This is a genomic window from Nocardia sp. NPDC004123 (assembly GCF_053603795.1).
The window spans coordinates 132,152-154,568 of sequence record NZ_JBSGGG010000020.1 but is presented as its reverse complement, the minus strand read 5'-3'; the positions used below and the strand labels follow the sequence as shown (position 1 = coordinate 154,568).

At 62.3% G+C, this 22,417-nt stretch carries 21 protein-coding genes and 3 pseudogenes; 6 read left to right on the top strand and 18 right to left on the bottom strand.

Annotation, left to right across the window (positions count from 1 at the left end):
* Positions 1-82: 82 nt before the first annotated feature.
* Complete coding sequence (locus ACWEQQ_RS28525; protein ID WP_452350415.1) at positions 83-229, top strand: hypothetical protein; 147 nt, start codon at positions 83-85, stop codon at positions 227-229.
* 217 nt (positions 230-446) lie between these two features.
* Here ACWEQQ_RS28525 and ACWEQQ_RS28520 read toward each other — a convergent pair.
* A pseudogene (locus tag ACWEQQ_RS28520) lies at positions 447-1,050 on the bottom strand (transposase); the annotation flags it as partial.
* 357 nt (positions 1,051-1,407) lie between these two features.
* Between ACWEQQ_RS28520 and ACWEQQ_RS28515 the strand changes: the two are divergent.
* A pseudogene (locus ACWEQQ_RS28515) lies at positions 1,408-2,633 on the top strand (IS110 family transposase).
* 221 nt (positions 2,634-2,854) lie between these two features.
* Here the strand turns inward: ACWEQQ_RS28515 and ACWEQQ_RS28510 are convergent.
* From ACWEQQ_RS28510 to ACWEQQ_RS28485, 6 genes are all read right to left on the bottom strand, one after another.
* Positions 2,855-3,505: a TetR/AcrR family transcriptional regulator gene (locus tag ACWEQQ_RS28510; protein ID WP_452350452.1), complete on the bottom strand. Its 651-nt coding sequence runs from the start codon at positions 3,503-3,505 to the stop codon at positions 2,855-2,857.
* Positions 3,506-4,594: 1,089 nt separating this feature from the next.
* A complete protein-coding gene (locus ACWEQQ_RS28505) occupies positions 4,595-5,020 on the bottom strand; it encodes a hypothetical protein (RefSeq protein WP_452350414.1) in 426 nt (141 codons plus the stop codon).
* A gap of 53 nt (positions 5,021-5,073) precedes the next feature.
* Positions 5,074-5,553 (bottom strand): nuclear transport factor 2 family protein, encoded by a 480-nt coding sequence (locus ACWEQQ_RS28500; RefSeq protein WP_452350413.1) that lies wholly within the window; start codon positions 5,551-5,553, stop codon positions 5,074-5,076.
* 39 nt (positions 5,554-5,592) lie between these two features.
* On the bottom strand, positions 5,593-6,066 hold the full coding sequence (locus ACWEQQ_RS28495) for a hypothetical protein (protein ID WP_452350412.1): 474 nt from the start codon (positions 6,064-6,066) through the stop codon (positions 5,593-5,595).
* Between the two features lie 172 nt (positions 6,067-6,238).
* Positions 6,239-7,291 carry a 3,4-dihydroxy-2-butanone-4-phosphate synthase gene (locus ACWEQQ_RS28490; protein ID WP_452350411.1) on the bottom strand — a complete coding sequence of 351 codons (1,053 nt, stop codon included), beginning with the start codon at positions 7,289-7,291 and terminating at the stop codon, positions 6,239-6,241.
* Between the two features lie 202 nt (positions 7,292-7,493).
* Entirely contained in the window at positions 7,494-7,715 is a 222-nt protein-coding gene (locus ACWEQQ_RS28485; RefSeq protein ID WP_452350410.1) for a hypothetical protein, read from the bottom strand.
* A 174-nt stretch (positions 7,716-7,889) separates the two neighbouring features.
* Here ACWEQQ_RS28485 and ACWEQQ_RS28480 point away from each other — a divergent pair.
* Positions 7,890-9,270, top strand: a pseudogene (locus ACWEQQ_RS28480) (IS1380 family transposase).
* Positions 9,271-9,442: 172 nt separating this feature from the next.
* Here ACWEQQ_RS28480 and ACWEQQ_RS28475 read toward each other — a convergent pair.
* The 11 genes from ACWEQQ_RS28475 to ACWEQQ_RS28425 form a co-directional block, all read right to left on the bottom strand.
* A complete protein-coding gene (locus ACWEQQ_RS28475; RefSeq protein ID WP_452350409.1) occupies positions 9,443-9,970 on the bottom strand; it encodes a DoxX family protein in 528 nt (175 codons plus the stop codon).
* Between the two features lie 202 nt (positions 9,971-10,172).
* Positions 10,173-10,658, bottom strand: a complete 486-nt coding sequence (locus tag ACWEQQ_RS28470) for a flavin reductase family protein (protein WP_452350408.1) — start codon at positions 10,656-10,658, stop codon at positions 10,173-10,175.
* Between the two features lie 34 nt (positions 10,659-10,692).
* Entirely contained in the window at positions 10,693-11,940 is a 1,248-nt protein-coding gene (locus tag ACWEQQ_RS28465; RefSeq protein ID WP_452350407.1) for an acyl-CoA dehydrogenase family protein, read from the bottom strand.
* Between the two features lie 101 nt (positions 11,941-12,041).
* The gene (locus tag ACWEQQ_RS28460; RefSeq protein WP_452350406.1) at positions 12,042-12,884 is read right to left on the bottom strand and encodes a fumarylacetoacetate hydrolase family protein; all 843 of its coding nucleotides are present in this window, start codon (positions 12,882-12,884) and stop codon (positions 12,042-12,044) included.
* 58 nt (positions 12,885-12,942) lie between these two features.
* Positions 12,943-14,430: a CoA-acylating methylmalonate-semialdehyde dehydrogenase gene (locus tag ACWEQQ_RS28455; protein WP_452350405.1), complete on the bottom strand. Its 1,488-nt coding sequence runs from the start codon at positions 14,428-14,430 to the stop codon at positions 12,943-12,945.
* A gap of 40 nt (positions 14,431-14,470) precedes the next feature.
* The gene (locus ACWEQQ_RS28450) at positions 14,471-15,031 is read right to left on the bottom strand and encodes a nuclear transport factor 2 family protein (protein ID WP_452350404.1); all 561 of its coding nucleotides are present in this window, start codon (positions 15,029-15,031) and stop codon (positions 14,471-14,473) included.
* Positions 15,032-15,381: 350 nt separating this feature from the next.
* Positions 15,382-15,729 (bottom strand): helix-turn-helix domain-containing protein, encoded by a 348-nt coding sequence (locus ACWEQQ_RS28445; RefSeq protein ID WP_452350403.1) that lies wholly within the window; start codon positions 15,727-15,729, stop codon positions 15,382-15,384.
* Between the two features lie 96 nt (positions 15,730-15,825).
* Positions 15,826-16,704 carry a hypothetical protein gene (locus ACWEQQ_RS28440; protein WP_452350402.1) on the bottom strand — a complete coding sequence of 293 codons (879 nt, stop codon included), beginning with the start codon at positions 16,702-16,704 and terminating at the stop codon, positions 15,826-15,828.
* Between the two features lie 46 nt (positions 16,705-16,750).
* Complete coding sequence (locus ACWEQQ_RS28435; RefSeq protein ID WP_452350401.1) at positions 16,751-17,131, bottom strand: nuclear transport factor 2 family protein; 381 nt, start codon at positions 17,129-17,131, stop codon at positions 16,751-16,753.
* 34 nt (positions 17,132-17,165) lie between these two features.
* Positions 17,166-18,356, bottom strand: a complete 1,191-nt coding sequence (locus ACWEQQ_RS28430) for an acyl-CoA dehydrogenase family protein (RefSeq protein ID WP_452350400.1) — start codon at positions 18,354-18,356, stop codon at positions 17,166-17,168.
* A gap of 63 nt (positions 18,357-18,419) precedes the next feature.
* Positions 18,420-19,769, bottom strand: coding sequence for an amidohydrolase family protein (locus tag ACWEQQ_RS28425; protein WP_452350399.1), 1,350 nt, complete (start codon positions 19,767-19,769; stop codon positions 18,420-18,422).
* A 208-nt stretch (positions 19,770-19,977) separates the two neighbouring features.
* On the opposite strand from ACWEQQ_RS28425, the gene ACWEQQ_RS28420 reads away from it, so the two are divergent.
* The 3 genes from ACWEQQ_RS28420 to ACWEQQ_RS28410 all read left to right on the top strand — a co-directional run bounded on the left by ACWEQQ_RS28420 (position 19,978) and on the right by ACWEQQ_RS28410 (position 22,353).
* Complete coding sequence (locus ACWEQQ_RS28420) at positions 19,978-20,118, top strand: hypothetical protein (RefSeq protein ID WP_452350398.1); 141 nt, start codon at positions 19,978-19,980, stop codon at positions 20,116-20,118.
* Between the two features lie 146 nt (positions 20,119-20,264).
* The gene (locus ACWEQQ_RS28415) at positions 20,265-20,924 is read left to right on the top strand and encodes an SDR family oxidoreductase (protein ID WP_452350397.1); all 660 of its coding nucleotides are present in this window, start codon (positions 20,265-20,267) and stop codon (positions 20,922-20,924) included.
* A gap of 385 nt (positions 20,925-21,309) precedes the next feature.
* Positions 21,310-22,353: a porin PorA family protein gene (locus ACWEQQ_RS28410; RefSeq protein ID WP_452350396.1), complete on the top strand. Its 1,044-nt coding sequence runs from the start codon at positions 21,310-21,312 to the stop codon at positions 22,351-22,353.
* The last annotated feature ends 64 nt before the right edge of the window (positions 22,354-22,417 follow it).

Genomic DNA, 22,417 nt, shown 5'->3' with positions numbered 1-22,417 from the left:
GCTCATTTCGAGGGCGGGTTTGTCACCGGTTCGGGTTGAGCCGTTATCAGGCGATCAACCCGCACCCCCCAAGAGCCTCGAGTTGCGTGCAGTCGCCGGATCCCTTGACCGCCAGCAAGTTCAAGCCGCGCTGACGTTCGCTGTGGCCACAGTCGAGTACACCCGCACGCTTACCTTCACCGCAGTCATCCAGCAAGGCGGCTGGTACTGGAATCAGTTCGTCGCGTGAGCCAGCGCGAGGAATGCGCACCGCTTTGTGCGGAGATGGAGTCGCTCGCGTGTGCCTGCTGACCTAATCTGGCAGTGCTGGCCCGCCTCGTCGTTGTCAAGACTGCTTCCCGCCCACGCCGTCATCCCACGGTGCAGACTGTCCTCAGAGTCAACCGGCCGGCCGCGACCGACCCGGCGGCGATTTCCTTCCACACCGCAGGGTTCAGGAATGCCTCGTGACGCTCAATATCGGTCAGCCACATCCGATTTGGTGCCGCAGCGGTGAACTCGCGAGTGACGAGGTCGTCGTGGACAGGTGGGCCCGAGCGTCTGCTGAGTCCGCTTCGGCGATGAACCGATATCCGAACGCAGGGTCGTCGCCGTGGATGTCGCGGGCTGCCTCGATCAGGTGCGCATCATCCCAATCATGTTGGGACACAGGGTTTTGCCGCCATTTGTAGAACGCCCGCGGCGTGAAGCCGCGAACCCGGCAGGTCACCGCGACAGGAAACCCGTTCGCGGCCAGGTCGAGGACCAGCGGGAACCTCATTCTTTTGGGGCAGCTCGCGGGCGAAGAACGCCGCGGCACGGCGCAGGATCTCGTTCTCCTGCTCCAGTTGCATGGTGCGTTTGCGCAGCTCACGTAGCTCCGCTGATTCTTCCCGAGTCAGGCCGGGATTGCTACCGTCGTCGATGCCGGCTTGCTTGAACCAGTTGTGCAGGCAGGGCTTCGGAGATCCCGAAATCCTTGGCCACCTGCTTGATCGACGCTTTCACCTTACGAGCGACCGCGACGACATCGCGGCGAAACTCCTCCGAACACGGCTTCGGCCGGTGCACATCCTAATCGGTTGGTAGGGACGGATTTTGGGTCGCTTGATCCGGGGTTCGCAGCTCTGAGATCCGCCGTTGGGTGATGCCCGGAACATCCTGGCGTTCGAGGTCTACTGGAAGATCGGCGCGCCTGACGGTGGGTCTTGGTGTGTGGTGGTGGGATTCCGTTGCTCGAGCCCACCCGCAGAGGTCACCTCTCGATGGCTTTCCCGAGCTTCGAGCTCTCTGACAGAACGAGGTCCTGCGGTGCGCTGGAGCCATGGACAGCCAGTGAGATGACGGACCTCGAGTCCTGCGATGAGGGCGCTGCGTGACCCCACCCGGATTCGGGACGGATTGAGCGAGCAAAGCAGCGATGATTACATGCCTTACTGCGGAATAGACTGGGCTGCAGCGCATCACGATGTCGCAGTCCTCGACGAAGACGGGCGAGTGATCGCGCGGCGCCGGGTGCCCAACGACGCAATCGGCTTCGCCGAGCTGTTGACCCTACTGGCCGAGGCCGGCGACACGGCCGAGAACTTGATCCCGGTCGCGATCGAGACCGAGCACGGATTATGGGTCGCGGCGCTGCGGGAGAGCGGGCGGGCGATCTACCCGATCAACCCGTTGGCGGCCTCCCGCTACCGGGCGCGGCACGCGGTGTCGGGCGCCAAATCCGACGCCGCCGATGCGGTGCTGTTGGCCGACATCTTGCGCACTGACGCCGCCGCGCACCGGCGACTGCCCGCCGACACCGAGTTGGCCAAGGCCATTCGAGTGTTGGCTCGTGCCCAGCAAGACACCGTCTGTGCACGCCAGCAGGTCGGCAACCAGATCCGTGACCTGCTCAAGGACTACTACCCCGCCGCGCTGTCGGTGTTCGCCGACCTCGACGGCGGGCTGACCCGGCCCGACGCTCGCGCCGTGCTCAGAGCCGCGCCGACCCCGGCTCAGGCTGCGCGGCTGACCCGAAGCCAGCTGCGACGCCTGCTGGTCAAGGCCGGCCGCCAACGCTACATCGATCGCGACATCGACCGGCTCCGCGAAGTCTTCGCCACGTCGCAGCTGCGCCAACCCGCACAGGTCGAGGAAGCGATGGGCCTGCAACTCACCGCGCTGCTACGTCAATTCGACGCCGCCTGCGCCGCAGCCGACGACCTTGCCCAGGCTGTGACCAGCCATTTCGAGCGACACCCGGACGCCCAGATCATCACCAGCTCTCCCGGCCTCGGGAACCTGGCCGGCGCCCGGGTGCTCGCCGAGATCGGGTACGACCGGACCCTTTTCCCGACGCGCGAGGCCTCGAGGCATACGCCGGGTCCGCACCAATAACGCGCGCCAGTGGCAAGAAAACCGTTGTGCTGCACCGGCATATCAAGAACAACAGACTCGCCGCGGCCGGATCGGTCTGGGCGCTGGGCTCGCTACGGTCTTCACCCGGCGCCCGCCGACACTTCGACGCGCGCCACGCCACCGGGGACTGGAACCACCAGGCCCAACGCCACCTGTTCAACAAATTTCTCGGCCAACTCCACCACTGCCTCCAGACCAGGCAGTACTACAACGAGCACCTGCCATTCCCACTCCAACCAGGCACCGCCACTTGACATTTAACAACGTGAGATGTCTTCCAGCGAGGACGAAGTCCTCACAGATCAGGAATCAGCCAAACCGCGGCAGTCCCCAGACAACCACATGTGACCCGACCACATTTACAATGAGTCCCTTCACAGTCGCCGAACTGCTCACCACTTTGATGCGGCCCGCGGTTGCGCAACACCGCAGACACCACAATCATCCCGCTCTACCGCTCCAACTCGGCGATGATCTACTCACACAGATTCTCTATGACGCGCTCTACTGGGCGCGACGGGATGGCGACCCGTTGAACGAATGCCTCCCAGTTGTCGCCGATCCGACAGCGGTCGTAGCCGAGCACATGCATTTGGTGCATCACCAGCGCGGCGCCGAGCAGCCCCAGCAGCCCATCGGCGATCAGCACCACATCGCCGTCCACCCACGCCGCCCGCAGCAGCATCATCACATGTGCGCGGAGCAGGCCGTAGGGCGGGCCGGTATAGCGTTGGTTCCCCTCGCCGATTTCCGCGGCGCGGTGCAGTTCGCCCGCGACCTCGATATCGAGTAGCCGGGCCCGGCCGAAGGCGATGAGCCGATCCACCGGCGCCGCGCCCGGCCCCAGTGGCGGCGGTCCGAACGTGAACTCTTCCTGGAACTTTCGCTCAGCGTGATCCAAGAGCGCGCGCAGCAATCCAGACCTGCTGCCGAACCGGCGGAAGACGGTGCCCTTGCCGACACCGGCCCGCTTGGCCAGCGCGTCCATCGTCAGGCTGTCCACGCCTCGTTCACGCACCAATTGTTGTGCCGCGTCGAGCAGTAGCCGGCGGTTGCGCGCCGCGTCCGCGCGTTCGGTATTGACGAGCAGGGGCGGATCGACGCCGAGCAGCGGACGTTCGGGCATCATGCCGTCCGGCATGGATGTGCTGTAGATCACAGGCCTCTCGCGGTTCTTCCCAGGAATGGGATCGGACCATGGTCCGCTTAGTGTGAGTAAAGGTTCGGAGACTACATTCAGCAAACTGCTCACATAAATCCTCACTCCGCGACGGCAGCGTGCATCGGGGGGTGGTCCGAAGGCTTTGACCCGGCTCGACGCGGCGAATTTGTCGTCCACCAGCCGGATTCGGCGGCAAGGTCGCCGCTGGGAGTGTGATCCGCCCTGGCCCATCCGTGCACGGATTAGGCCAGCCGCCAGTAGTTCTTCCCCGCAGTCCCATCCGATCCGGACATTCTGGCATCGGATGCGACTCATCACACCAAGCCCCGGCTCCGGATGCCGACCTGGGTCGTTCGTCGGCTGCATGTCCGAACGGTCGCCTGAATGGTTCCAAGATTCGACCGCACCCGGCGATCGGCGAATACGCGACCTCACCAGTCCGAGATCCCATCAGGCCCGAATTGCAGCGAATTGGGAATTGCGCACGAGGTGCCGCCATCGAAACGGTTTGCCGGTCGATGACGGCACTTCGCGGCGCCACGCAGCCTGCAGCGCGGCGCGTCTCCAAGTGCCGCTACCGCAGGGGGTAGCCAAGCCAGCGGTAGCGGCACGCCGCGCCAACGACGACTGAGAATGGCGCGGGCTTTGGAATGTGCCCTCACCGTCCGGGTAGTTGACGGCAAGGACACAACACGCCACACAATGCGCGGGAAATGTGGCGTGAGATCCAGGTTTGTCGCCGCTTCCCCACTTCGGAGATGTCGTGTGGCAGCAACGAGCCACGCCCATCGATCGGGTTGATGGGCGTACATCGTGAAACAAGTCGCAGCAGGATCCGGGAATCAGAGCTAGTGTGTTAAATAGGTATTTGAGACTAACATTCTCGAACTCCAGTTGCAACCACCTAGACAGGTTCTAACATTCATAAATCTTCGCGCTTGCGCTCGGAGACCAAAGTTTCGTGTCGCCGTTGCGCTCTTGGCACCAGCCACGACGACTCGTCGATGTCGGCGGAACCCGACCGACGCTGTGCGCAGTAAGGCTTACCAGTACTCATGGATGAACAGTTCGGGAAAGATCCGTGTGATGTTGTCTTGCGACTTCGCACTCTTCCCACCATGAAAATGTTTGCCGATAAAGAGTGCGTATCATCCTACTTTCGTCGCGCGTAGGTTGACGCTTCTCCCAGATCGCCGTCCTTCTGATCTCGTCTACAATCGCACAGATCTCGAATATCGGGCCGGTTCCGTGAACGGATTCAGACCGCGTACGCTCGGTGTCCTCAATGAATGTGTCGCGATCCAGTCGGAGCACTTGTGCATCGTCGCCGGCCAGCTGAACGTCATCGACCACCCTATCGTGAGTGCGCTCGAACTCCCCGGTCCCAGGCACAAGGCGATAGCCCATCAATGTGCCATCAGTGCGACGCTCGATAAATAAAGGCCGACCGTAGTACGAATAGTAGGCTGTGAACTCCATGGTTCCTCGCAGTTCCTTAGCTGGCACCCTTTATGAACTCGACGCCATATCGGCTACATCGCTTCGCATTCGCGGCCAAAAGGGCGGAGCATCAAACCGCGCACCGGTTGGAGCGGCGTAGGCTGATGAGCGAACATCTGCCAGCCGATGTCCGTATGCGCCCAGGCGGTCAGTATGACGTTGTTGATCATGATGTCTTTGCCATCGAGGGAAGCGTTCGCACGCATTCGCCCATAGAGGAGGAAGGCTCCCCCAAGTCTCACGATCTTGTCGTCAGCGTGCGCGATAGAGTGGTAGTCGAAGTATCGACTGCGAACCTTTTCTAAATAGGATTCCTTGCTGTCCATATCACCGTTGGTGTGAGTATAGATCAGCTCTGGCGCTAGAATGGTGGATAGCGCATCTATATCTGCCGCAATCATCGCATCGTACCGCCGCCTAGACGCCCGCCGGAGAGCGGTTGGTATCGCCAGGTGCGAGTATGTGGTTGGAATAATCATGTCGCCCTTCTCAAAAGTGGTCAATACCAGCACTCGAGACTATCCAAATATATTGGCGGGACACCACTTCGACTATGCAGCGCGGATTGTTTCACCGCAGTCGTCGACAACCACGGAGGCGATATCGGCGAGTGCTAGGAGATTGGCGATCGGACCGCCATTAAATAGCTGAGTGGCGAGCTCTGAGTTCGTCATCGAATGAGGCCTCCCGAAGCGTGTCACGCTGAGGAGAACTTCGTTCCGAAGTTCGCTGCGTGCAGCAGCTAGCAGAAGAATCTCGCTGTCGACGATCCGAATCGGCACGTCCCGCGAGCCGTACGTGTCACCAATAAGCAGAGCGGTGTATTCAACGTCCTCGTCATGCGGTTCCCCGCAGGAAAGGAGACGGCATTCACGTCGGCCTGTAGCGATTCTGACATCGAGGTGCAGGTACCGGGCGAGTTCGTCGAATTGCTTTCGCGCCTTGTTATTTCGGATGGCGCGCAGGTCCGGGAGAGCGATCTTGCGGGCCGTCCAGCTAAAGAACGCACCGGTCGCGGTAGTCATGGCGCCAACTCCCTTCGCCAGTCTCGTTGCTAATGTCTGTCTCGTCATCATGCGATCACTTGAGACGGCAGTTCTCGCGTGCTCGGCCACTAGTTGAGGTTGGCGTTTGCGCTCAGCGCCCAAACGCGCCCGCGCTGGCCAGATCATCTCTAAGAATGACGTGTGGCTGTGGTTAGGGCATATCCGTGCGCGGTGGTAGTCCATCGGTCCGCTGGACGGATAGCCGCACTGAGAGAATTCCGAGGTCGGCAAGCACTCGACGAATCGTACTGCCGGCTTGATTTACCGCAGCGCCCAGGCGGACCCGCTGGTCTAGAATTCCCGCGGAAGAATCACCGAGGGCTGCGACCAGTATTTGCGGCTTGGTGTCAACAGCCGTCTGGTAGTCAAGCGCTCGATGCGCTGCGACGATTCGCAAGGGAACATCATGGAGACCCTCGACTGCACCGACAACTAAGCAAATGAACCGGTCGGAGCCTTCACCGACGAATATTAGTCGGCCTGCTCCGGTTCTATCCCCAAGTTGCACCTGCAGACTCGTGGTCGTAACAGCGGTGTGCACGAGTTTGAGATCCTGAACGCTGACTACGGGCAGGCCGTGGAGTTCGGCGAATGCCAGGAGTTCATCACCCGCAGCGAGCTTCGTTGGGTCCGCGATGCCCTCTACTGTCGCCATTGCGGCGGCCGCTGGCAAGCCAGCATCCTGTACGAGCCGCAGTGCCGCCTCCGGATACCCATATTGCGACGCCGGGACATCCAGATCCGCACGTAGCGGAACGACATGCCCTGGGCGCGTGAACGAATCTGCAGTGGCATCGAACGATGCCAAAAGGCGCAGTGTCTTTGCTCGGTCGATTGCCGAGATCCCAGTCCCGATCCCGTCTTTCGCGTCGACGGTGACGCATTGGCCTAGACCGTTTGGAACAGCCCCGACCTGTGAGCAGAGATTCAATTGATCACAGCGGTCGGAGGGGAGCGCAACATGCAGAAATCCGCCTGTGTGCCGGATCGCGAATGCCGTCGACGATACACTGGCGCAAACAGCGGCATGCACCAACTCTCCGCGACTCGGTTGAATACTGTTGTCACACAACAGAATCGACCGACCGCCCGCCAATGCTGACATCGCCTTGTTCAGTCGCGCTTCGGCTTGCTGACGCAATTCGCCATCGTTGAGCTCGATCAGCATGCCACTGCCGACTAAGTACGACTGGGCAGTCTTCATACTGGTGCCTCTCTGCTCCAGGCTCGCCATCGGTGCGCTGGCGTCGCGGCCCTGTGCGCTGACACAGCCCCAAATGTCATGTCATGAAAAGTTGGTTCAATAAGTGGAACCCTCGGCACTACACTGCAGAGCCGCACGCGACGGAACAGCCCGAGCACAGCTCGCTGATCAACCTGACCCGCTGTCGTCTCGGCGCTGCTGGTCACGGCCCGAGGAACAGTCGTTCACACGGCAGGCGCGGCAGCAACCGACAGTCGTCAATGGTGTCGCGTATCAATTCGACTGTGCACCAATGCTGTTGCCTCCAATCGTCGATCAAGTTGCGCACTGCCGGCGCGGCGGCCATGTAGTCGAAGACCATGCCGGCCAGCCAGATTCGCACGTGGACATCATCTTCGGGAGGGAACCATCCTTTGGCGGTCATGGCCGGTCGTGATCCTCAGGCATCACCGTGTCAACCTTTCCGGATGAGGTACTAGCCTCGCCCAATCACGCCTGATGGGGCCGTCGGTGGCTTTGAAATGGCGAAAGGTGCTCTGAACTGCGATAATTCGGCTTGCTGAGGGCTGAATATCGAAGTAGCAGGAGCACCTTTCTGGTGAGGCAGTCTACGTGGTGGTACCCGTCGCTGAAAGTTGACGGGCACGGGTCGGGGGTGGTGGCCCACGCCGGGGCGGTGGCCCTGCTGCAGACCGCGGGCGTGGCCGGGTTGGATCGGGCGTTGTCGCAGGTCATGGGACCGTGGCGCAAGCGGTTCGCCGTACACGATCCGGGAAAGATCCTGCTGGACCTGGCGGTGGCGGTCGCGATCGGCGGCGACTGCGCCGCCGATATCGCGATGCTGCGGTGCGAGCCGGACGTGTTCGGGGCGGTGGCGTCGGACCCGACAGTGTCACGACTGATCGCCGCCCTGGCTGGTGACGCACGTAAAGCGTTGGCTGCCATCGCTTCTGCCCGCGCCACCGCACGGGCAGCGGCCTGGCGCGGCGGGTGAGCGGGCACCCGATCACGGGATCACCGCCGCTGATCCGCTGGTCATCGACCTGGACGCGACACTGGTGGACGCCCACTCGGACAAGGAATACGCCAGCCCAACATTCAAGCGCGGCTTCGGGTTTCACCCGCTGCTGGCCTTCGCCGACCACGGCGCGGACGGCACCGGCGAACCCCTCGCGCAACTGCTGCGACCGGGCAACGCCGGTGCCAATACCGCCGTCGACCACAAACAGGTCCTCGCCGCCGCCCTGGAGCAGCTACCGTTGCGGCCCGGCTACCGCGTCGGGCGCAAAGTCCTGGTGCGCACCGATGCCGGCGGCGGCACCCACGAATTCCTCGCCTACTGCCATGCCCGTCGAGTCCAATACTCGCTGGGTTTCACTCTCACCGACGCCCTGGTCGAGGCGGTCAACGCCATCCCGAAACATGTGTGGACCCCCGCTTACGGCACAGACGGGCAAGTCCGCGAGGGAGCATGGGTCGCCGAAATCACCGGCCTGGCAGAGCTTTCCGGCTGGCCCGACGGGATGCGGCTGATCGTGCGGAAAGAGCGCCCGCACCCGGGCGCGCAGTTGCGGTTCACCGACGTCGACGGGCTGCGGTTGACCGCGTTCGTCACCAACACCCGCCGCGGCCAGCTGCCGGACCTGGAGTTACGGCACCGCCGCCGCGCCCGCTGCGAGGACCGCATCCGCGCGGCCAAGGACACCGGGCTGCGTAACCTGCCGTTCCGTTCCTTCGACGCCAACCGGATCTGGCTGGCCATCGTCGCGCTGGCCCTGGACCTGATCGCCTGGTGCCAGACCATCGCCCTGCACGACCACCGGGCCCGCCGATGGGAACCGAAAACCCTACGCCTGCAACTGTTCTCACTACCAGCCCGCATCGCGCGACACGCTCGACGCACTCACCTGCGCCTGTCTCGTCACGCTCGCCACACCGGCCTGCTGATCACCGCCCTGCACCGCCTGCAACCAGGCTGACCAGCGACAAACCCGTCCCGACAACGATCGAAAGGACTCTCCTCCGGGCTCGTGGAACCCGGCGGCACCCGCTGACCGGGCTACTCTGTGTTGCCCACAGGCCACTCGTCAGCCGCCGGAAGCCAATCCGAAACCGATCACGCCGGGCCGAAGGCCCCGCGAAAGATCGAGGCTAGCTCCCGGCAACGACGTCAGCGCGGCTGCGCCGCAGCGAAGCGATAGGAACCGCCGCGGCGGAAAAGGCGAAAGATATCACTGCGAAGCCGGTGAGCGTCTGCGCCGTACCACTGATTGCCCAGGGCAATGGCAGCAAAAAATCGACACTATAGCGACCAGGGCCGGTGAACCCGAGTGCCAATGCGGCGATGGCGAGAACGATTGGGTATTCGCCGCCTCCGGCGGCGTTCCAGAAATTTCCCGACAGGTGATTGAGCGAGAATCCTGCAGCGATCATGGTGCTGGCGCTAATTGCGGCGCCAAGCGGCGACAATAGTCCGAGCCCCATAAGCAATGCCGAGATTAGTTCACACGTCACAGCGATCCAGACCGTCACCTTGCCTGGCCGTTGCCCGAGCTTTTCGAATAACGCCGCAGCAGCCTCCGGCCCTGGGCCATTGAACCAGCCAAGTGCCTTCTGTGTGCCATGTGTGAACATGACGACCCCGAGCAGCACACGAATTAGAAGTAGACCTGTATCCATGTTTCGGGCTTTCTGTGAAAGAGAGTGTTCTGATGCTCGGGAACTTCAAGCTCACGTAACCCAGCATGTGCGCACGACGGCGCCCAACTCTTGGGCTTCCGGCACAACGCTGGTGCGGGCGACTGGACTCGGTGCAAGGCGGGTGATGACCGGTCGCAATTCATTCGCCGACCTCCCACCCTCCGATACACCGAGCGCTTCATCAGCTGGGGTGGTGGGTTCCGAACGTTCGCCCGTGATAGACCAGTGGCTTCCCGCTCGTAAGATCCGCCGCATCGACGAGCCCAAGCGCGATCACGTGATCGCCGCCGTCGACCAACTGAGCGACCGTACACGCAACCCAGCCGGGTGCCGCATCGATCCTTGGCAGCTCGTGATCGATCTCCCACCCGACATCGCGGAATTTCTCGGCGCCACCCTTCTTGGCGAAGCACAGCGCGGTCGACGCTTGCTCGACTCCCAGTACATTCAGACCGAAGCGACCGGTTCTGTGGAGCAGAGCAAGCGTTTCGGACCCGCGGTCGAGCGATACCAAGATCATGGGCGGGTCCATCGAGAGTGATGCGAACGCGCTGACGGTTGTGCCATACGGCTGGTCATCGCAGAGGACGGTGACGACCGAAACGGGCGTGGCGACACTTGCCATGACTTCTCTGAACGCGTCCTTGACGGTATCCACGGCGGTCATAGGGTTCTCCTTCACACACTGACTTATGCATGCCTCAGCCGGTAATGTCACGGCCGAGCAGCTGACGGGCAATGATCCATTTCTGGATCTCATTGGCGCCCTCGTAGATTTCGCCGATCTTGCTGTCGCGGTAGATCGCCTCGACAGGGCCAGCCGAAGCATCGGCGCCGAGTTCGCGGGTGAAACCCAGTCCGCCGAACACCTGCACAGCATCGCGAGCGATGGTCACCGACAGCTCGGTCCCGGCCAGCTTCGCCATCGCGGCCTCTGGTTCAGGGAAGGCGATGCCGGTATCGAGCCGCATAGCCGCCTTGGCGTACAGCGTCCGCGCAGTTTCGAGCGCAAGTGCGTAATCGGCCATTTTGAATTGCCAGTGCTGCATGGCACCGAGCTTGCGGCCGAACGCATCTCGGGTAGCGAGCCGATCTGTCATGTGGTCGAACGCAGCCTGCGCCATGCCGACACCTGCGGCCGCAATACCGATTCGGCCATAAGTAAGAGTGGAAAGGGCTATTTTCAACCCACCGCCGACCGGCCCGAGCACAGCGTCCTCGTCAAGCGCGACGTCGTCGAGAATGACATCGGCCGTCAACTGGCCCTTGTTGCCCATTTTGCGATCAGGCCGACCGATGGTCACGCCTTTGGATGAGGTCGGCACGATGAACAGCGACAGCCGTTGGTCGGTCCTAGCCAGGACGACGATGACGTTGGCGACCGGTGAGTTGGTGATCCATCGTTTGCGCCCATTCAGCACCCATCCGTTGACGGTCTTGGTGGCGACGGTCTGCACCGCTTCTGGGCTCAAGTCGCTGGAAGCGCCGGGCTCGCTGGTCGCAAAGGCGGCAACGATTTCCCCATTGATGAGGGGAATCAGCCAGCGGCGCCGCTGTTCCGGACTTCCTTGGTTGAGTGCGTTGCCCGCCAGGATGCAATGCACGTCGAAAATGGCTGCGACGCTGTTGGAATGGTAGGCGAGTTCTTCGACGACTGCGGCGGTCGCTGAGGCGGGACGCTCCAGGCCGGTACCGCCCACGTCGCTCGGAAACGGAATCTCGAACAACGACGACTGGGCCATCGACCCGAACACGTCGTGGGGGAAACCATCGACGACCTCGTCGCCGGCAGCGATCCGAGCTGCCACGGGCGCAACCACCTTGTCGGCGAAGCTGCGGGCTTGTGCGCGCACCCGCAACGTCTCCTCGGTCGACAGCAGATCGTGGTAGAGCAGCTCGGCTTGGCGTTTCGGCGTGCTGACAGTGCGGATTTCGGAGGCCGTGGCCATACGTCTTTCGCTTTCCAATGTGAAAAAGGTTATGTTGGCGTGGATTTGCCGTGGGCCAGCAGCCGATCGCGGCACTGACCCACTGCACCTCGGGCGACGAGTCAGATTTCCAGTTCCGCGCGGTCGACGATCGGATTGTGGAGAATGCCGATGCCTTCTACTTCGACCTCGACGACATCGCCAGGCGTGAGGAACCTCGGGGGATTCATGCCAACCCCGACGCCCCCAGGCGTTCCAGTGGCGATAACATCCCCGGGCTGGAGGGTCATGGTGTCGGTGATGTAGGCGATGATCTTGGCTACCGAGTGGATCAGGTCCTTGGTGTTGCCGTCTTGAACGGTTTCACCGTTCACGCGGGTCCGTACCCGTAAGTGCGTTGGATCTGCCAGCTCGTCTGGTGTCACGATCACCGGGCCTATCGGGCCGGAGCGGTCGGCGTTCTTACCGAGAGTGAACTGCGGTGTCTCGATTTGTTTGCGGCGGGCGCTGAGGTCGTTGAACGCGGTGTAGCCCAACACGTGGCGCAGCGCAGTGTCTTCTTGTGCCGCCCAGACCGGCTCCGCGATCACGGCGGCCAGTTCGACTTCCCAGTCCAGGCCACGCTCGGTGGGCGGCACAGGCACTGGTGCATCGTCAGTGACGAGTGCGGACGCCCAGCGCCCGAAGATCATCGGGAACTTCGGCAGGTCGAGCCCCGCAACGGATTTGGATTCATCCGCGTGGGACAGATAGTTGATGCCGACGCAGAAGATTCGCGCGGTCTCAGGTACGGCCGGCACTTGTTCGAGCGCACTGAATTCGAGAGGAGTAGTGCTCGACGAGGTCTTCAACGCCGCACGCGGATCGCGATAGAACTCCGTCATGGTACCCAGCGACGTCACTTTGTCGCCGTCGAGCGATCCGATGAACCGGACGCCGTCACGTTGATATCCGATCAGACGCATGTCGTACTCCTTCGACCAGAGTGGATGGTGGTTCTGGGGGGCATGGTGTGCGCTGCTCCTAGTTCGGCCGGAAGCCGAATTCGATGCCGGCGACCGCTTCGTCCCAGCGGGTCGTGACGAACTTCAGTTGTGTGTAGAAGCGCCAGGATTCGTTGTTCAGGCCGGTGTCGCCGAAGACCGAGCTCTTCCAACCGGCGACCGCGTAGGTCGCCACGGGGACCGGAATGGGCACGTTCACTCCGACCATGCCGGCCGATGCCTCGCGCTGGAACTGGCGGGCCGCGCTTCCGGAGGCGGTGAAGATCGCAGCTCCATTGCCGTAGCGGTGATCCTGGATCAAGCGCAGTGCGTCCTCGAGTGTGTCGACGCGGACCACCACCAGCACGGGCCCGAAGACCTCGGTCTGGTAGATATCAGTCGACGGGTCAACGTTGTCGATGAGCGCCGGCCCGACATAGTAGCCGTCGGGAAAGTTCGCGACTGGCTCGTTCGTTCGGTCGACAACGACGGTCGCGCCCGATTCGCGAGCAGATGCGACCAGTCCTCGGATCCGTTGCTGCGCACCTGCGGAGACCACAGGTCCGATGTTGGATGAGGGGTTGTCCCCCGGGCCCATCACGACCGCGCGGGCACGCTCCGCCAATGCGTCGACCAGCGCGTCGCCGACGCCGCCAACGGCTACGGCAACCGAGATCGCCATGCAACGCTGGCCCGCAGCACCGAAAGCTGCCGACGCAATGGCATCAGCCGCGACGTCAATGGGTGCGTCGGGCATGACGACCAAGTGGTTCTTGGCTCCGCCGAACGCTTGCACCCGTTTGCCTGCTTCCGCGGCGCGCTGGTAGATGCTGTGGGCCACAGCGGTGGAACCGACGAATGAAACGGCCGCGACCTCGGGGGCTGCGATGAGTGCTTCGACGATGGTCTGCTGACCGTGGACGACGTTGAAGACTCCATCGGGAAGGCCTGCCTGTTTGAACAGTTCGGCAAGTCGGATGGCCGGACCAGGATCCTGTTCGCTGGGCTTGAGGATGAAGGTATTACCCGCGGCGATCGCGATCGAGGCCATCATCAGGGGGATCATGACCGGGAAGTTGAACGGAGTGATGCCCAGTGCCACACCCAGGGGGTGACGGATCGAGAAGGTGTCGATGCCGCGGCCGGTTTGTTCGGTGATCTCGCCCTTGATGAGCGACGGTACGCCGCACGCCAGTTCGACGGAGTCCAGTCCCCGCGCAACCTCTCCGAGTGCATCGTCGAGGGTCTTGCCATGCTGCTCGGTGATCATCGCGGCGAGTTCGTCGCGATGATCCCGCACCAGGTTACGGAAGTCGTACATGACCTGTGCGCGGCGGGCGGCCGGCAGGTCCCACCACCCGGGATGAGCGGCACTGGCCGCAGCCAGAGCCTGTTTCATCGTGTCGCCGTCTGCGAGGCCCACCGTTGCCACGGTTTGCCCCGTCGCCGGGTTGACCACCGGCAGTTGTTGTTCGGCTTCAGCCACATGGGGGCGACCGTTGATCCAATGCGGAATTATGCTCGACATGGTTTCTCTCTGAACCTGGATGGGAATAGGGTCTCCGTGATCAGGACTGCGGGCCGCGCTTGCCCACCTGGCCGTCTTCGAAGATTTCGACCTTGGCACCGTCCGGAATCGAGTCGTGGTCCTCGGCAGAACCGATCTCACGCCACATTTCGTAGGCGATTTCGCGAGCAATCTTGCCGTCCCGCATCTGGAAACAATGCACCAACCGAACGCTCATCTTGGTGCCGAGCGGGTACGGCAGGTTCGGCATCTCGTTACCGGTCACGGTGACGTGCGCGATCTGATCGTCGAACACGAATTCCTCGGTGGCGAAACGCCGCAACGAAATCGTCTTGTCATAGACAAGGGTCTTGAAGATCCCCTTGTAGCTTTCCTTGACGTCATCCGCCGTGAGGTAGACCTGCCCGCGCGAAGGAGCTTCCCAGACGATGTCGTCGGTGTAGAGCGCAATCGCCTTGTCGACATCGTCGGGATTCTCGTTGTGGAAATGCGCCTGCACCGCTTCGAGGTTCCGGGCAATCACCTCGTCACGGGTGAGTTCCGAATCCGGGCGCACGTCGGCGATGACATCGTCAACGGGGCGAGATTCTGCCTGAGTCATGAGATTTCAACCTTCCGGTTTGCAACAACGTTGTTTTCGGGACGTAGCTGGATTTCTTGTCCAGCGCTGTCCCGCACCACTCATTCATCTTCTGTGAGGTCGACCACAGCGCTCTTGGTTCGAGAGACAAATCTGTTGAGGTCGAATTGGTTCCCCAGCCCACTTGTTCGTACGCTGCGCCCAATCGGGCGGGCACCGCCGCGAGCGCACCGTGGATGACATATCGCGCGCGGAGCCGATCGTCATGCCAGGATCTTCTCTGCCCGCAGACTATCGAGGCACCGCCGTCACACCGGAGAGCTGATCACGGTGCGGGCGCGCCGAATTGGGTGTGGTCCGCGCGTGGCGTACTAACGCATTCGCTTCACAGCGGGCGCTTCGCCGTCTTGGTCGGCACCCATGGCTTCCATCAGCACTAGCGCCACCCAGGTTTCCAGCGTCCGATCGTCGAGGCTGTGGCCGAGCAGCTCCTCGGCCTTCTTGAGGCGATAGCTCACCGTGTTCCGGACGACGTACATTTCGCCGGCTACCGCCATGGGGCTGCGCTTCAATCTCAAGTACGACGCTGCGGTCTTGCGCAGGTCGGCATTGTGCGCAGTGTCCGCTGCGAGTTCACCAAGTTCGTCCACGACGAACCGACGTGCCTCAGCGATGTCATGCACCAGTAATGACATCAGCCGTACGTCGTCGAACACCACGACCGGGTCGGAGACGTTCGGCAGCGCTTCGGCGACATCGAAGGCAGCGCTCGCATCCGCGTGGGTCCGGACGAATCCTTCGACCCCGCGCCGCGGTTAGCCGACGGCGCATCGGATGCCATCGTGGTCGTCGAGTAGCTGGCGCAACTTGCCTGGATCGATTTCCCGGACGCTGTTACCCCACGCGTGGAGTGCCGACATCCCTCGTGACAGGACCAGTGTCTGTTCTGCGCCACTCGCTTGCAGCAGGCTTGCGGCGACTTTGTGCAGGGTGGAGTCGTCGGACGCCGCAGGTCGTTCGAACCACAGCACCACCCCGAGATGAACACGGTGCGCAAGGTGATAGTGGAGGACCGATTCCGCTGCTGGGGTATCTGTGTTGGTTCCCGCCAGCAGCGATTTGACGGTGTCCTCGCGGGCCGCGACGGTGGTCATCACCCACCGTTCATGCTCGGCACTGTATTCGCTGCTGATGTCGTCCATGAAGTGATTGACGAACTCGAACAACGCTTCGGAGGAACGCTGCAGCTGAGGAGGCTGTTCGTCGATGGGAACGGTTTCAACGCACGCGCGCATGTAAGCGTCGGCCAGCCAGGCGTGGCCCTGCCGGACGGCCTTCCAGACCACGGGCAGCGGAATCCCCCGGTGCACATAGTCCTGAATGGCTCGCACGGTTTCTGCGGTGATCGCCAGGGTGAGGGTGTCGCCGCAGTCGATCATCCGCATGGCTGTGATCGCCGCGGATTCAGTGCCCAATCGGACTGTTGCCAGTTGCGCGGCACCCTTGCCGAAGACAGGGAACATCTCGACGCACCGTTCGGCGATCTCGTAGCCGAGGTGGACGGCCCACGCGACAGCGTCGGGGCCGACTTGTTCGATGGCGGGCGCGAGCACTGCGGGAGAGCACACCGGCTCGACGTGCCATTCGGGTTCTGGTCTCAGCTTCCGAACCCAGTCTCCACGTACGGCAGTCATTACCGGTGTCTCCTTCCCGCAGCGCTGCGCAGGACCGTTGCTTGAATTATTCGCCGAGGAACTCCGAGAAGTTCCAATAGTCGTTCAACTCGGCCACTTTCCCGTCGACGATTCGGCCGACGATGCCGTACTTCACCGTGAACTCCTTGCCTGTGGCCGCGATTCCGGCGAGGTCCTTCTCGAAGGTCCCGAGCATCAGCGCTTCGCCAGCGCAGTCGGTCGTGGTTTCGAAGCTGTGCAGGAGCTGGAAACGCAGGTCGGGCATCGACTCGAAGGACGTGGCCATGAACCCAGCCAGTTCGTCGCGCCCGTTGAAGGTGGCGTTGATGGTCTTGTCCGTATAGACGAGGTCATCGTGGAAAAAGGCCAGAACGCCATCGATGTCGTGGGCGTTCCATCGGTCGTAGATCTTGTCGAGGATAGACATGGGAGGTCTGCTTTCTATGTCGTTTGCGGCGGAATCACAACACGTTGGTGTTGGGGCTCAGACCGAGCAGAACCCGCCCATACAGCTCGGTGTTCGTGTTCGGCTGCATCAGCGCATGCAGCGCGAGGGACTGCATGTCTCGGTGATAGCGCTGGATCGGCACCGCGTACTGAATCGCTGATGCGCCGCTGGCCTGGAACAACAGCTCCACGACCTCACGCGCGAGCCTCGTCGTGTGGCCGAGATGCCCGCGAATCGCGGCACGGTCTTCAATCTGCAGGGACTCGCCCACGTTGTCGTCGATAATGGCAGCGGCCCGCGCGGCGTGCGATTCGGCGGAGAACAGCCTCAGCTTGGCCTCAGCCAACTGCAGGTGGGTGATCGGTGCCTCGGATTGGCTGGCGTAGGCGGTGTATGTGATGGTCCTTCCCGGCAGCCGTTCGAGGAAGACATCCAGAGCGCCGCGAGCGATGCCGACCGGTGCACCTGCCGACGCGGCCAGAAAAACCGTGATCCCGGGCATCCGGAAGTAGGGGTTCTCAGCCGAGATCGTGCTGCCGGGGTAGATACCCATGCCCAGGTTCTGCACCGATAGCACACGGTGTTCTGGTACGAAGACATCCCGGGCAACAGTCGTGCGGCTTCCAGTGCCGGCAAGACCCGATGCGTTCCAGTCGTCGTCGAAGTCCAAGTCACTGTAGGGAATCAGGAGGAACTGGGGCACCACAGTGCCGTCTTCCTCCTCGATCAAAGCTGCCAGGCCCGCCCAGTGTGCGTTCGCGGCGCCGGTGTTGAACGCCCAGCGGCCGCTGACGACGAGACCACCGTCCTGCCGCTTGCCTTTGCCGGTCGGAGCGAAGACACCGGCTGCCCGGACGCCCGGCGTGGCGAACACCTCGTCCTGCGCCTTGTCCGGGAAGAGGCTGAGCATCCAGTTGACGGAGTTGATCAGGCCCGAGACCCAGCCGGTGGACGGACATCCGCGTGCGATCTCGGCCAGAATCTCGTTCTGGACTGCCACCGATGCCTCGAAGCCACCGCGCGACTTCGGCAACGTCAACCGGTACACCCCGGCCGCGGCGAGTGCTTCAATGTTGGCGTCGGGGACCTGTCGAGCCGCCTCAGCGTCGGCGGCGTTGGCTCGAAGCATCGGAATCAGGGATCGGACGCGATCGAGGACGTCCTTTGTCGAGGTGATCTCGTCGACGGGTGCAATAACGGTCATTGTCGTGTTCTCCGGATATGTTTTGGCGCTCGAGGTGAGCAGAATCGGTTGGGCGAAAGGTGCTCAGGCGCTGACAGCCGCGGCGGTCGAGGCTTTGTGCACCTTCGCGGCGCTAGCGCGGCCGTTCTCGAGGATGGCGTCGAGATCGACACCGACGAGGGCTCCATGTCGTTTGAGGGCTCGCCCGGCAACGAAGACATCGGTGACGTCAGCCGCCGAAGCGTTGAGCACGACTGCACCGATCGGAGAGTTGACAGGCCCAGCGCCCAAGGTGTCGAGGTTCAGGATCACCAGATCCGCCTGCTTACCGACTTCGATCGAGCCAGTGACGTGCTCCAGTCCCAGGGCACGCGCACCTTCAATCGTCGCCCACGACAACACATCTCGGGTCGTGTGCATCGTTGCGGGGTCTCCCTCGGCCACAAGGGCGTGGCTCATCATGCGGCTCTGCTCATAGGCACTACGCATCTGAGCGAAGAGATCACCGGATACTCCAACCTCAGCGTCCACACTCAAGCTCGGCCGCAGGCCGACAGACTCGAAGCGGGCGAAGGCCGGGGTGCCGTGACCCATGACAGATTCCACCGCCGGCGACGAGGAAATCGTGCCACCACTTTGGGCGATCAGGCGCAAGGCCTCGCTCGAGCAGGTATTTGCATGCACATAGGTAATGTCCGGGCCGAGCAGGTTCTGCGCGTTCAGGTTCTCGACAGTGTTGCGAGCACCCAACGCACCGCAGCCAGCATGAATCGTCATCCGCAGCCCCAGCTCACGCGCCAGACGCACGTCGTTCCAGGAGGTCTCGTAATCGCAGAATTCGGGCCCACGGATCGCCGCCGCGACGGTCAGCAGGCTCGTGTCGTTACTGGGGCGGTACTGATCCGCGATGCGCCGGATGTCCTCGGGATGGCCGTTGACGCAGTCGACACCGAGCCAGTCCTGTAGTGGGTCCAATCCGACGCTGTGGGCGTACACGGCACGCATGCCCGACACGTGCAGGGCGGAGATCGCAGCGTCGGAATGCTCGGGGGTGTTGGAGATGTGCGACCAGTCCAGAAGCGTTGTGATGCCGCCGTTCAAGGCGCTGGTGACGCCCAGCAAATTGCTGTTGAAGACGTCATCGGGCTGAAAGTGCTGTCCGAGCCACAGGACCTGCTGAAAGTAGTCCATCAGGTTGCCGTCGGGCAGCATATTGCGCAGGACAGTCTCCCAGACGTGCCGGTGGGTATCGATCAGCCCCGGGATCACTATCCGACCGGTGGCATCGACGACCTCGTCGGCTTCCGCGTTGATCGCGTGGCCAACTTCTACGATCACGTCGCCGTCGATGAGGATGTCGCCGTCGGGAATGTCATTGTTATCAGGGGCGGTCGGGATGATGTAACCGCCCTTGATAAGAACGCGCCTGCTCATTATTCGATGAACCTCTCTGTTGATGAACGAGCACAGCAACGTCCTGAAGGCGTAGGCGGCCGGGCGGGATTGTCGGCATGCCTGGCACCACCGGAGCAACTGCTGGCTGTGATGCCCATCATGTGTGACTGCCAACACAAGGATCTTGCGCGCTGAGCTACAAGGTGAGGGCACTTGTTGCGCGCTGCGTAACAACGACATTTCCGCGATGGACGTGGTCGCGCTCTACGCCCAAGGGCAGATTGATCAACTGCGCCCTGGACACGTTGCTCCGCAGGCCGAGGTCGATCACAGTAAGTGGCGTTCAGCGTGGCATTTCTGCGTGATCGACATGAAGCCGAGGGGGTGACGATGCCCTTTCACTGGGCCAAACTTCGAGGTCAGCCAACAGGAGCACCAGCATCGGCATACCTTCACGCATTCGCAGTTTCCGTCCGTACCCATTCGACCGACCGGAGGTGCTTGATGACGCGGTACTCGGAAACATCGCCAACAGTGGCCCTGACCGAATCCGGCTCTTGGCTAGGGGAACAACTTGCCCGCGCGTTGGCAAAACAGGGGTTCGACGTCATCCTCGGGACGCGGCGCACGGCATGGTGTAGTGCGCTGGCAGCGCAAATCGGTGCAACAGTCATCGAGCTCGACATCACCTGCGCTGACTCCGTTCGGCAGTTCGCCCAGCGCAGTCGGCGCGCCAGTGTTCTGATCAATTCTGCCGGCACAGATTGTGGGCTCGCACCCACCGGCACCGTCCTGGCCAACGACTGGCAATGGGTGTGGCAGACAACGGTTTTGGGCACACTTCGGATCAGTCGGGCAATGCTGCCCGGGCTTGCCGACTCAGCGCGGGGCATCATCGTCAACGTCAGACCGGATCATCCAGGTCTCATCGGACTCGGCCCGCAGCTGGAATTTGCAGAATCGGCGCTGGTCAAGATGCTTCAGCACGAAGTAGCGAACAAGCCGGTTCGGTTGTTCGCTCCGCGATTCCTAACTGTGCGCCACCAGCATCCGCAGTGGCCTCAGCTTCGCCAGGTGATGCACGCTGAGCGCGATGAGCTTCCATTGACCGCAAACACCCTGGTCGCTCAGCTCAGCTCGGCGATACGGACCGGCGAACCGACTCCGACAGGCCTTCCCCACCATCACATTTGATCGCAGCCCTGCAAAGCCAAGGACTCTGATCACTATGGCTTCCTGATAGTGGCACTGGTCGTACCGTTGCCCTCTCAGATCCTTCGTCGCACAGAATCACTGAACCCGCTTCGCGGCAGTGTTGCCAGACCCTGTGTCTCAGAGCGCAATTCCAGGACCATCCATGGGGCTTAGCGCACAAGAGTGCTGTGTCCACTCTCACACATGATGGTCACCAATTCACATCCGATCCGCTGCCGGTTCCCCAGCATCCATCGGCGGCCAGTCTCCCAGCCGCGCCCCTCCTGACAAGTCGCCTCGCGTTGCTGATCGACAGCCCTCAATCGACCCGTCAAACCTTTGCTGCTCAACAACGTTCAGCGTCGAACACTAGGAGATACCTACGATGGCGATTCGCAGATCTTCGCTCATTCTGATAGCACTCGGAGTGCTAGCACTCGGGCTGGCCGCCGGGATCCAGCTCGCACTGGTCCCATCGATATCGAAGTTGCCCAGCAATCTCAACGTCACCAACCACTACACAGGCACGGGTACGCTTCTCAATGCAGCCGCGCTGCAGTCCGGCGATCTTGCGAACGTGATTGCGAAGAACGTCCCGGTGGCTATCGACCGTCATAGCTACGTCTCTTCCACCAAGGGCGCAATCGCCATTGCTCACGACGACTTCATGGTCCACACACCCGGTGGCGCACCCGTCCAGAGCAACCACATCTATGCTCTCGACCGTAAGACCTTGGACACGGCCCCTGACTCCAGCGAACCCGCGGTCGAGCCGCACAACGGGCTGACGATCGGCCTACCAATCCATCCAGATCCGGATGCCCACTACCAGCTCTACGATTCGGCAACGCGCACGAGCGTTCCACTCACTCACACCGGATCAGCCACAGTCGCCGGCCGCGACGTCCTGACCTATACCGCTGACGCCTCCGGACCGCTCGCCGACCAAGCCCTACTGAGTACATTGCCTGCCGCGTTACCGAAAGCTCAACTGGCACAGCTCGCCCCAGCGCTGCCCGCCGACGTACTCGCCAAAGTCACGCCCGAGATCATCGCTGCGTTGCCCGACCCTGTGCCGGTCCAGTACACCGTCGCCTCAAAGTTGGCGCTCGCCGCCGACAAGACCCTCGGTACCCCTGCAGACGGGTCGATTGACCAGGAAATCATTGCGAACATTTCGACCAGCGGCAAGACGATCAGCCTCATGCCTGTCCTGGCGATGAGGGTGAACCTCACTCAAGAGTCGATCAAGTCCGCGGCCGACACTGCCGCATCAACAGCGCGTCTGCTTTACGTCGTCTCGATCGTCGCCCCCGCGATGTTGCTCGCGCTGGGGCTCGCCCTGGTAGGGCTCGGCGTGGTCAGGCGCCACAGCCCGTCGTCGCTCCCGGCCGACTCTGTGCCGAGCGATCCCGTCCCCACCGGGTAGCGCCGAATCCCCGCAGACAGCCCCGCTCCTGCGAACCGACGCCACGATCCACTCACCCGCGGTG